Raw genomic sequence first — 11,723 nt, forward strand, 5'->3', positions numbered from 1 at the left:
AATTAACAAAGGGGGGCTTTGTTGCACAAACCTATCTGTAAAGGCTTTTTCAGCGATATAATTTTCAAATGAAGAAGCCTACACACAAAATCTACCGCACAACCAATTGGCCCGCATATAACCGAGCACTCATGAGTCGCGGAAATATTGCCATTTGGTTTGATCCTGCTACGCAATGGTATGCTCCATCAAAAGGCAAACAAGGGCGAAATCAAACTTACTCCGACGCAGCTATCCAATGCTGCTTAATGATTAAATCCTTATTCCATCTATCTTTAGGTATGGTCACTGGCTTTGTGCAAAGTCTGATTAAACTTTGCGGATTAAATTGGACCGCACCAAATTACAGTACGCTTTGTAGAAGACAAAAGCATATTGATATTGCAATCAGCTACCAAAAAAGTAGCGATGGGCTGCATCTACTCGTAGACTCTACAGGCATGAAGTTTCTAGGTGAGGGCGAATGGAAACGCAAGAAACATGGAGCTGAATATCATCGCCAATGGCGTAAACTACATATTGGTATAGATGCCAAAACCCTACAAATACGCGCTATTCAGCTCACAACCAATAATGAACCGTACCGGGTTTGTCGGAGAGTCAATATTCTGAGAGACTATCCCGATGACAAAATTAAAATATACCCCTGAAATCAGAGAAAGAGCGGTTCAACTATTGATTGAATCTGCGTTATTAATCTTAATAAGTAGTTTTTTTTAAAGGTTGGTTGATTTCACATCCTCAACCTCTTGTGCTACCCTAAGTGCTCTAAAACCTAAACACTCTTTTCCTATATGACACTTACGCCACCTTAAGTTTATTTACCCCTTTAATCAGTAAATAACTCATCACTGTCTAGTGATGTGGTGTAGTCGCTTGTGTGTTGTATATATCACATCACTAGCCTATCTAAAAAATTAAAAAACAGGCTATGTTTATGTTATCTAATGTACGAGAACAATGGTTCTCTAACATCCGTGGGGATGTACTTGCAGGACTTGTCGTCGGTCTTGCACTTATCCCTGAAGCTATCGCTTTTTCAATTATTGCTGGTGTAGATCCTAAAGTAGGTCTATACGCATCCTTTTGTATTGCTGTCGTGATTTCTTTTGTTGGTGGCCGTCCAGCTATGATCTCAGCAGCTACTGGAGCGATGGCACTGCTCATGGTCACATTGGTCAAGGAGCATGGGCTAGAATATCTACTTGCTGCAACAATCTTGACTGGTATTATTCAGATATTAGCAGGTTATTTAAAGCTCGCTAAATTAATGCGATTCGTATCAAAATCTGTCGTTATTGGCTTTGTAAATGCTTTAGCCATCTTAATTTTTATGGCACAGCTACCTGAACTGATGAATGTAACTTGGTATGTATATGCATTGGTTGCTTTGGGTCTAGCGATTATTTATCTATTTCCTTTAATACCAAAATTAGGAAAGCTATTACCTTCTCCGCTTGTCTGCATCATTGTGATTACCTTATTAGTAATAGCCCTAGGAATTGATGTACGGACTGTTGGAGATATGGGAGCATTACCTGACACCCTTCCTATGTTCTTGATCCCGAATATCCCTCTAAATCTTGAGACATTGATGATCATTTTGCCGTATTCGGTTGCCCTAGCAGCCGTAGGTTTACTTGAATCTATGATGACAGCAACTATTGTCGATGAAATGACAGATACGCCAAGTGATAAGCATCAGGAATGTAAAGGACAGGGTATTGCGAATATCGCCTCTGGCTTCATGGGTGGTATGGCTGGTTGTGCCATGATCGGTCAATCTATGATTAACGTAAAGTCGGGTGGTCTCACACGATTATCGACTTTCTCAGCGGGTATTTTTCTTCTCATTCTTGTTGTATTTATCAGTGATTGGCTGAAAGTGATTCCAATGGCCGCCTTGGTTGCTGTGATGATCATGGTTTCAATCAGTACTTTTGAATGGAGTTCTGTCACCCAATTGAAGGACAATCCTAAAAGCAGCAATGTCGTGATGATTGCAACAGTTATTGTAGTAGTAGCTACACATAACTTAGCGTTAGGAGTATTAACAGGTGTAATGCTTTCAGCTTTATTCTTGGCCAATAAACTAGAAAATGATATTCAGGTCAGTGCTTCTTTTGAGGGGACAGCTCGTCTATATGATTTGAGAGGTCAGATCTTCTTTAGTTCTTCTGAAAAATTTATGCAGGGTTTTGACTTTAAAGAAGATGTGAAAGATGTAATTATTGATTTAACTCACTCACATATTTGGGATGTAACATCAGTCGCTATGCTTGATTCTGTGGTCAATAAGTTCCAAAAGAATGATGTGAATGTCACGGTTCGAGGCTTAAATGAAGCCAGTTCGATCATGATTGATAAATATGGAGTTCATTCAAGGGTTTAATTTAAAGTAAGTACTAATTCATTTTATGAGCAATGACACTATGAGAAATCACAGTGTCATTTTTTATAATCAATTTTATTCAATATGGAAATATGGAATTGCATATATATGATTATTCATATATAAATATATATAAAGATTCCATTGAGTTTGAGTAAATGACTGCTACTCCAAAAGTTAAGATTTATCACAACCCTGAATGTGGTACATCACGTAATACATTGGCGTTAATCCGTAATGCCAATATTGAACCTGAAGTGATTGAGTATCTTGTCAATCCTCCATCTAAAAATGAACTGATTCAAATGATCGCGGATGCAGGTTTAACGGTGAGAGAGGCAATACGTAAAAATGTTGCTCCATATACAGATTTAGGAATTGATCAAGAGGATTGGACTGAAGATCAATTGCTTAACTTTATGCTTCAGTATCCAATTTTAATTAATCGTCCATTCGTGGTGACTGAACTAGGAACTCGTTTAAGTCGCCCGTCAGAACTGGTTTTAGAAATTCTGCCACTCCCACAAAAGGGTGCTTTCACTAAAGAAGATGGTGAACAAGTACTGGATGCAAATGGGCAGCGATTGAAATAAAAATTTCATGGATATATGTGAATATTGATATATCCATATGTTTGAGTGGGTAAAAATATGGATCAAATCAATTTCTTTAAATGTTTGGCTGATGAAACTCGATTCAACATTGTCATGTTGGTTCTTGGGAATAATGAACAGTGTGTCTGTGATTTGACTGAAAAATTACAGCTGAGCCAACCTAAGATTTCACGGCATTTAGCCTTACTGCGTTCTTCGGGTCTCTTACAAGATCGACGTCAAGGGCAATGGGTCTATTACAGTCTCAATCCTAATTTACCCATTTGGTGCCTAGACATACTTAACACCCTTAAAAATGCTGATTTACAGCCAAAAGTTGCTCCATCATTTCAACAAATCAATAGTTATTGCGAGTAGAACAATATGAAATTCCTTTTTTTGTGTACTGGAAATAGTTGCCGTAGCATCCTGTCAGAAGTTCTGTTTAATAGTCGTGCCCCTGAGGGTTGGAAAGCATATAGTGCAGGTAGTAAGCCATCAGGGCAAGTACATCCATTGACCATAGAAACTTTAGAAAATCTTGGTCTTTCAACAGATGGTTTGTGGAGTAAAACCATTGATAATTGTGAACAATATCAACCTGACGTGGTGATTACGGTTTGTGATTCAGCAGCACAAGAAGCGTGTCCGCTTTATTTAGGCGGAGCGATCAAGGCACATTGGGGTTTGGCTGATCCATCACACTTAGACTTACCTAAAGAAGAAAAATTACAGGCATTCCAAGTGACTGTAGACCATATCAATCGTCGTTTAGATGCTTTATTTGCATTGGATACAGCACATATGTCTCGTCCTGAATTGATTGCTGCAATCAATCACATCTCAGATATTGAATGAGAAAATTATGGCTCAACAAAGATTATCCTTTTTAGATCGTAACCTCACGCTATGGATTTTTATTGCCATGGCTTTAGGGATTGCGATAGGCGTGTTTTTTCCGCAAGCCTCTGTCGCTTTGGATAAAATGAGTGTGGATTCAGTCAATATTCCTATTGCGATAGGTTTGATTTTGATGATGTATCCGCCACTGGCAAAAGTGGACTATGCAACGTTACCGCAAGTATTTAAGGATAAGAAAACACTAACTTTATCCTTAGTACAAAACTGGCTGATCGCTCCCGTGCTGATGTTTGCATTGGCAATCATATTTTTGCAGAGTTATCCCGAGTACATGACAGGCGTAATCCTGATCGGCTTAGCACGATGTATTGCAATGGTTCTGGTTTGGAATGGTTTGGCCTGTGGTGATAACCAATATGTCGCAGCACTGGTTGCTTTTAACAGTATCTTTCAGATTTTGTTCTTTAGTATTTATGCTTGGCTATTCTTGACCTTTTTACCGCCTTATTTTGGCGTTGCAGGGCAAGTGATCAATGTTGATTTCTGGACGATTACCCATGCTGTTTTGGTTTATCTCGGTATTCCGTTTTTATTAGGTTTCTTAACGCGCTTAATTTTGGTGAAACAAAAAGGCGTGGAGTGGTATCAAACCAAGTTTATTCCGAAAATCAGTCCTCTAAGTTTGATTGCTTTGCTGTTCACGATTTTGGCTATGTTTAGCCTAAAAGGTGGTGATGTTGTAAGCCTGCCAATGGATGTTTTACGAATTGCGATTCCTTTAACAATTTACTTTGTCTTGATGTTCTTTATTAGCTTCTTTATGAGCAAATGGATGGGCAATGATTATCCGAAGACAGCAGCAATCTCTTTTACTGCGGCTGGAAACAACTTTGAATTAGCACTTGCCGTTGCAATCGCCACATTCGGTTTAGCTTCACCAGTCGCTTTTACAACGGTGATTGGGCCATTGGTTGAAGTACCTGTGCTGATTGCTTTGGTGAGCGTGTCTTTATGGCTCAGAAAAAAGTTTTTTAAAGCAGAGGTGTAATTTCTATGACTCTCCCAAATGTAGATATGAATCTTTTGGATCAACCTACTTTAGAAAAAGTACAAGCTAAAGAGCTGCATCATCCACCGCGTATTTTGCTGCTGTATGGTTCAAACCGTGAGCGCTCATACAGCCGATTGGCGGTGATGGAAGCAGGACGTATTTTGGAGCAGTTTGGCGCTGAAGTAAAAATCTTTCATCCAAAAAGGCCTACCCTTACCCGAAGATGCGGAAATTGAGCATCCAAAGGTTAAAGAAGTGCATAATCAATCGCTTGCTGTTTAAATTCGGGACTAAAACGTTTAGCCATTTCTTGAATCTCCAAAGATTAAAGTTACGTTATCTTTAGAGGGACGTGCTGTCCATTATTTTGTCTAGGATCACTACTATATTGACGTTCATTCTAATCTACGCATAACTTAAAACCCTGAAAGCCGAAACTTTCAGGGTTACGCGAATGTTATTAATCATAAAATAATTGATTAATATGAACTTTTTTCGACTTTAAACGTTGTGTTGGTGTACTTAAACCGAACCCAGTATTCAGGACCAATCAAACTGTATTTTAAAGTGGTAAGTCGCATCCCAATGTAGTTCTGATTTGTATCGTAAAAATTGGATTCTATACCATAAACCAAAGGCTCTACCCCTGAGTTCATGCAGGTAATATCACTCCACGCAACACTGGTTTTACCTTCTCGGAATACAAAAGGTTCAACATCTGTATAGAGCTGAGATTCAGCAAAAGGGGTAAAGTCGGTATCTTCGCGTGCTACAAAAAATATGAGCCGAATACTCCTAAAACCTCGAATAGTCGTTTCCTGTTTCGACAAAATACCTAGAGTGTGATTCTCAGCATTGTTAGCCCAGACTGCTTCGATAATTTTACCTGACGTGGCACGCAGCATATCCTCAACAGTCACAGGACTAAATGTTTTCTGATCCATTGAAAAATCATCAACATTCATAAACTCAGCAGAAACAAGCAATGAATGAACCTGAAACATTGGATTGTTACATAAGACAGCTTCTTCAAAACGATTATAAGCCTTTCTAGAATTGCCAAATGAAGAATCCCAGTGATTTTTCAAGCTCATAAAATCTCGTGTTTTAGATCTCACTTTTAGATCCTGACAGAACCCATCAACAACTGCTTCAAACTGTTGATACAATCCAAGTGGAAAGTCAATGAGTCTGTGCTTGTACAGTAAATCAACCATCAGCTTTATTTCAGGTCTGATGATCACATCTGAAAATTTACCTGTCAGGAAAGGATTAATCGGAATATCCTGAATAATCTTGAGTAAATTAACACCCTTGGGCGTTAGATAAACATGAGGCACCAGATAGTCGTAAGTTGGTTGTTTGGAGATAATCTTAAAAGTCTTATTTTCAGTAATCATGAGATACAACTTCAGATAATCATCCAAGCCAACAGGAGGGCGATTATTGGGTATATAGCCAATAAAAGGCTGGATATACGCTTGAGTGATATGGTGAGTACTGAGTAGAGATGCATAGGATTCGTCAGGCTGTAATCTAATCATGCTTCATCTCCCGCAAAGGCATTGAGTTGTTGAGCGTATTTACGTGGACGACCAGCATTTGATGTGTTTTCTGGAACTTCGCCGAGTTGGAAGCCTCGTGCGCCTTTCATATTGGTAAAATCAAACAGCTGTGAGGTTTTGCAAATGTAATCAAAGGTTTTATACAGATACCCCAGTTTTTCAGTATCTGCATAATGAACCATGCCAATTGCACAGTGACGATAAGAATCCTTTTTCATGTTGCAGATATAGCTTGTACCTTGGCCCTGTGTGACTTTGTTCCACAATTTGCCAATGCCTTGAGCGAGGGTAATATCTTCTAAATTTTTATTCCCGTTGAACAGAAAGTAGCAGTGCACATGAAACCCAGTACGGACGGTATATTCGAAGCGAAAGATATAACCCACAAGCATTTTCATGACTGGATTATTCCGTTTGTTATTCAGCAGCTTTTGAGTACATGCTTTGATATAAGCCAGATCATGCTTGGAGCGAATTTCTTTCAGGCTATAAGCATTTTTCAGTAAAGTCTGTTGATCTCGCATAAGGGATAAATCCATTCGCACGACCAACAATCTAGAGTAGACTTTCAGTAATTGTCGAATGTATGCAACGCAAACCATTTTCATCTTTTTACAATGATTATTTTGGTCGCTGACTTTTTTTTTGACTTTGGGATCATTCATATACGACTTAATCAATTCTACAAAGTGTAGAAATTCATCAACAAACGGCTGAATAATTTCAAGATGATGTGATGACCCAATGCCTTGAGTTGCCAGTTCATTGAATTCATCTTGAGTAAGTTGAGATCGAGCATGATCAAACGCAAGACAGGCCATACCAGGCTCTATCTCTGGAGGTGTGTATGCATAAAGCAGTTCAAAGAAACTTTGCATTAAAGGTTCAATGGGTTTTGCAAATTTACGAAAAAAACGATCAGTTAAACCGTGCTGTTTTACAGTTAATATCTTAACAATAGGGGTTTTACACTTCAGAACAGCTTGCACAAACTCAATTTTCTGCAATATCGGCATAACGATATTGTCTAGATGATGGATGACAACTCTCTGGTTTTCACCGTGATTCAGTACTGTGTGTTGATGATCAAATTTCGCTTGCTCTAGAAGCTCATGGTCAAACATCGTAAACAGTCCAGCTGTATTGGATAATTTGGGTTTAGTCATGTCTCAGCCTTGAATTAAATGGAATTGACTTAAAAACACAACGATTAAGTAAAGCTTTCCCTTGGACACTGTGCTAAGGCAGTGTCCATGCGGGAATATCATTCGGTTAAGTGATAGATGTTTTCAGTACTTGTATTTATATGAACCTTGATCCAATCATTCAAACTGTATTAAATACATTTAAATAATTGAATAGTATATAAATGATATAAATACCGTAATCCAAACCTATAGCGAATCCGAAGAGCTAAACTCAAAAGTTGCGCGAATCGTGCATGTTTTTGAGAAACTGCTTGTACAGAATTAGCTCACCGAAGCAGCTCGATTTCGGCTGGACATTTTGTTTCTAATCCATTCCTCAACTTCGCTGAGTAACCAACGTGAAGCTCTATTTAGCTTGATTGGTTTTGGAAAATCAGGGTCGTAACGTTTCGAGCGCGGGTTTAGCCGGTCATAAATGGATGACCGAGATAAACCAATCAGTTTGATAAGCTCATGAAGTCTAAGCATTTGGATAGAAGCGATTGATGTGTTCATTTTTACTCCTTGTAGATTAGTTTTGGACTAATCAAGGAAAAAAATAAAACATTAGAGATCACTAAAAGTTCGTCAACGGGGGGGGAATGATAAAATACACTATGATTTTTTTTGAACTACGCATTTTTCCTTGAGTTTTTCTTTCAGGTCGGGTCTTTCATTTAAGTAAGCTTTGCTTCTTTCAAAGGGAGCTTTGGGGTTATTAAAAGTTTCTAGTTCATGTTTTAAAGTTTTAATTCTACTTTCAATATTTTCCTTCCTATCATCAAACGATTCAAACTGTTCTTTAAAATCAGTAAGATTCTGCGATGAATAGAATGACGTAGACGAAACAGGCTTGCCTTGTTTAAGTAATGTCATTTGTTCAGGAACAGATAACGGTACAATGGCTTTATTATGAGTAAAGATCAAGCATTCTTTATGTTTAATTAACATAGTTCTTAATAAACTTTCTAAGTGATTAATCTCATCTTGGATGGATTGAGAAATTATTGCAGTCACTTTCAAATCTAAGTCTATGTATATTTGGTTTAAACTCTTAAACTTTTGACCTCTATAATTCTGAATATAACTTTCTACAAAGTTGTAAAAGGGTTGTTTGCGTATGCGTTGAAAATTATAATTTTTGAAGGAATTAGAGACCCCTTGTTCTAAAAAATTTCTTAGAATAGGTGCTAGCATTTTCTGATTCATGCAATCTATATGTGATGAATAAGTAGTTCGAATTTCATTGAATTCACTTTGAATATTTTCTAAAGCATTAGATTTTAGTGAAAATCTAAATTGACGAATAGCTTGAAGTACTTCATGATAATGTTTGGGACGATATTCGAAATCAAGCTTTGCAACTTGATCATTCCCATCCTGATCTGGAAAAAATGCCTTAACAGGTTTGTTACAAAGTCTTTTTATTTTATCTTCTTCCAACTCTTGGAAATAACCTTCATCAATCAAGGTATATATTGCCTTCCTTAAATCTTCTTCATTAGATGCCATGAGGATAGATTCATGGGAACCTAAAAATGGAGTCGAGCAGATTTTTTCAAAAATAAATAGCTCTAGCATGTTGATTATTTTAATTTGATTATCTAGCTGATTGTTTGGCATGATCACTCCTGTTCATACAGAGCTTATTATTTCATTACAGTATTACCATTAAAAAAGCTTTAGTAAAGCCCTAATTTCTGTACAGACTTAGCCATTTTTATATACAGACTTAGTAATTAATATATTTTTTATTAGTAGGTTACAGAGATAGTTTATAGAAATTATAAGTGTGGCCATGCTTCTGTAATTTAAGGAAGAAGCACGATTTTTATGCATTACAAAACTCAGCCCAGTCAGCCATTAATCCTTTACGTTTTTCCAGATAAGCCCCACGTAAATAAGCTGCTTCGACTTCATCAGGTAGCTTATGTGCCAGTACATGCTCACAAACTTCTCTAGGGTAGTCTGTTTTGTCGGCTGACCAGTCACGGAAAGTAGAGCGAAAGCCATGTGTTGTAATCACCCGATTCTGTTTTGGGTCAATATAGCCTAAGCCATTTTCTTTAAGTTTTTGTTCATGCATACGTTTAATTAATGTGGTTAATGACATGTCAGATAGCATGCCACCACGAGGGGCAGGAAAGATAAAGTCTTGTGGTCGGGTATATTGTTGAATTGATTCAAGCAAAGCGATTGCCTCTTGAGACAACGGAACACGGTGTTCTTTGTCTGCTTTCATGCGCTCTTTAGGAATGATCCAAACTTTATTCTTAAAATCAATTTCCTGCCATTTAGCCCCAAAGATCTCACCAGACCGACAGGCAGTTAAAATTGTAAATTCCAGCGCTTTAGGTGAAATTCCTTTTTTCTGTCTCAGGTGGTGAATAAATTCAGAGACCTGATTATAATGTAACGATGGGTGAGGGCGCGATTCCCGCTTTAAGTTGCCTAAGATTGGTTCAAGATTACCTTTCCATTCAGCAGGATTATCACCAACAAAATATCCCATGGCCTTAGCATAATCAAAAATGGTTTCTATACGACCACGAATACGTTTAGCTGTTTCGTTCTTCTCAGTCCAGATAGGTCTAAGAACTTCGGCAATATCGACTTTAGTAATTGTACCAATACTGATATCACCTAAAGTTGGGTAAATATAGGTTTCTAATGTAGAAGTCCACTGTCCAATATGCTTTTCATTTTTCAGTTCACGGGCCTTATTGGCAATAACGACTTTTGCACACTCAAGGAATGTTTTGTCACGAAGTTTCTGAACATACAGCTTTTCTAGTTGTTCTTGTTTATGAGCAATTGGATCAATGCCACTTCGTATTTGTAATCTTAATTCAGTTGCTTTGGCACGGGCTTCAGCTAAAGAAATTTCAGGGTAGGGACCGATTCCAATATCGCGGCGATGTGGTTTTAACTTCCCATCTTTATCCAGACGTTTTCCTACTACTGCACGCAAAATCCAGACACGGGAGTTACCTTCAACATTCAGGCAAAGGCCATCAACGCCCCCTACAGTATGTCGCCCAGTCTTCTTTATTTTTGATACACTGAGTGCAGATAGCTCTTTAGATTTCTTTGGCATGTCTTTATTTACCCCACAACCTACCCCTCATAAAATACTGGAAATGGTAGGATGAGACAAGATGTGCTAGGATGATTAAAATGTTAAAACATTGAAATATATAATTTTATAATATTTATTTGGATTGCTTAGGACTATTGTTAGACGGACACCGCTTCCGCCAAATTCAAAAAGCCCTGACATTGTCAGGGCTTTTTTTATTGCGCTCCGTTTTATTTTTATATTCTTTATATGGAGCTGATTTATTTTAAAGAGGAGAGCTAAATATATTTTATAGGTATTATATAAATACCTTTAAGATATATTATTTTGCTTCGAATATCTAAAAATAAAAATCCATAAAATATGAAAAACGAATATTTATATAGATTACTTTTCTATAAAATAATCATCGATAATCTTTCACCTGTCGCAATGTATATGCGACAGATGAAGATTAAAATCAATTATTTAAATTTTATAGGTTGACAGTAATATATTGGTTTCACTGTTATAAATCCCTGAAATACTTCTGATCCGACTTAAAATTAAATCAAAATTCACCAAATTGTCGGACTGGATTTCTACCAGTAAATCCCATTTGCCATTCGTCGTATGTAAGGTCTGAATAGCCGGATCGAGACGTAGCTCCTTGATGACGGCCTGTGCCTTGTTGCCTTCCACCATAATACTCATCCAGGCCTGAATAAGCTGCGGATTCAGGTTCGGTTTAATGCGTACCGTATAGTCGGTAATGATGCTAGTCGCTTCCATGTACTCGATTCGCTTTTGAACCGTGGCCCGGGAATTTCGGGTTTTCTGCGCAATTTCTGTAATTGAGATACGTGCATTTTCTCTTAACAATCCAAGTATTTTATTGTCTGTTTTATTTTTTTAAACGGATGAATAATTGGTTTTTAATTCTTGATTCTTAGTTATTATTGAATAATAAAAAAATAATTGGATTTAAGGATAATATTCTAAGCACTATCTGCCTA

Annotated in this window: 10 protein-coding genes and 3 pseudogenes; 7 read left to right on the forward strand and 6 right to left on the reverse strand. The window is 37.5% G+C overall.

Annotation, left to right across the window (positions count from 1 at the left end):
* Positions 1–68 precede the first annotated feature (68 nt).
* From F905_RS01830 to F905_RS15075, 7 genes and pseudogenes are all read left to right on the forward strand, one after another.
* Positions 69–575, forward strand: a pseudogene (locus F905_RS01830) (IS5 family transposase); the annotation flags it as partial.
* Positions 576–937: 362 nt separating this feature from the next.
* Positions 938–2,392, forward strand: coding sequence for a SulP family inorganic anion transporter (locus tag F905_RS01835; protein ID WP_005176421.1), 1,455 nt, complete (start codon positions 938–940; stop codon positions 2,390–2,392).
* A gap of 158 nt (positions 2,393–2,550) precedes the next feature.
* Positions 2,551–2,985 (forward strand): arsenate reductase (glutaredoxin), encoded by a 435-nt coding sequence (arsC, locus tag F905_RS01840; protein ID WP_005176424.1) that lies wholly within the window; start codon positions 2,551–2,553, stop codon positions 2,983–2,985.
* A gap of 57 nt (positions 2,986–3,042) precedes the next feature.
* Positions 3,043–3,363 (forward strand): metalloregulator ArsR/SmtB family transcription factor, encoded by a 321-nt coding sequence (locus F905_RS01845; RefSeq protein ID WP_004644580.1) that lies wholly within the window; start codon positions 3,043–3,045, stop codon positions 3,361–3,363.
* A 6-nt stretch (positions 3,364–3,369) separates the two neighbouring features.
* Positions 3,370–3,843 (forward strand): arsenate reductase ArsC, encoded by a 474-nt coding sequence (locus tag F905_RS01850; RefSeq protein WP_005176427.1) that lies wholly within the window; start codon positions 3,370–3,372, stop codon positions 3,841–3,843.
* A 7-nt stretch (positions 3,844–3,850) separates the two neighbouring features.
* Positions 3,851–4,894: an ACR3 family arsenite efflux transporter gene (gene arsB, locus F905_RS01855; RefSeq protein WP_005176429.1), complete on the forward strand. Its 1,044-nt coding sequence runs from the start codon at positions 3,851–3,853 to the stop codon at positions 4,892–4,894.
* 5 nt (positions 4,895–4,899) lie between these two features.
* Positions 4,900–5,158 (forward strand): annotated as a pseudogene (locus F905_RS15075) (NADPH-dependent FMN reductase); the annotation flags it as partial.
* A gap of 218 nt (positions 5,159–5,376) precedes the next feature.
* On the opposite strand, the gene F905_RS01860 reads toward F905_RS15075, so the two are convergent.
* From F905_RS01860 to F905_RS01880, 6 genes and pseudogenes are all read right to left on the reverse strand, one after another.
* On the reverse strand, positions 5,377–6,441 hold the full coding sequence (locus F905_RS01860) for a hypothetical protein (protein ID WP_005176432.1): 1,065 nt from the start codon (positions 6,439–6,441) through the stop codon (positions 5,377–5,379).
* On the reverse strand, positions 6,438–7,628 hold the full coding sequence (locus F905_RS01865) for a YagK/YfjJ domain-containing protein (protein ID WP_005176434.1): 1,191 nt from the start codon (positions 7,626–7,628) through the stop codon (positions 6,438–6,440). Before F905_RS01865 ends, F905_RS01860 begins: the two co-directional genes overlap by 4 nt.
* A 303-nt stretch (positions 7,629–7,931) precedes the next feature.
* Positions 7,932–8,165, reverse strand: coding sequence for a helix-turn-helix transcriptional regulator (locus F905_RS15080; protein ID WP_005176445.1), 234 nt, complete (start codon positions 8,163–8,165; stop codon positions 7,932–7,934).
* A gap of 99 nt (positions 8,166–8,264) precedes the next feature.
* Positions 8,265–9,272, reverse strand: coding sequence for a hypothetical protein (locus F905_RS01870; protein ID WP_005176448.1), 1,008 nt, complete (start codon positions 9,270–9,272; stop codon positions 8,265–8,267).
* A 208-nt stretch (positions 9,273–9,480) separates the two neighbouring features.
* Positions 9,481–10,746 (reverse strand): tyrosine-type recombinase/integrase, encoded by a 1,266-nt coding sequence (locus F905_RS01875; RefSeq protein ID WP_005176450.1) that lies wholly within the window; start codon positions 10,744–10,746, stop codon positions 9,481–9,483.
* A 450-nt stretch (positions 10,747–11,196) separates the two neighbouring features.
* A pseudogene (locus F905_RS01880) lies at positions 11,197–11,616 on the reverse strand (Lrp/AsnC family transcriptional regulator); the annotation flags it as partial.
* Positions 11,617–11,723 lie beyond the last annotated feature (107 nt).

Origin of the sequence: Acinetobacter sp. CIP 53.82, from assembly GCF_000369465.1 — a bacterium.
In the GTDB taxonomy this organism is placed as follows: Bacteria; Pseudomonadota; Gammaproteobacteria; order Pseudomonadales; family Moraxellaceae; genus Acinetobacter; species Acinetobacter indicus.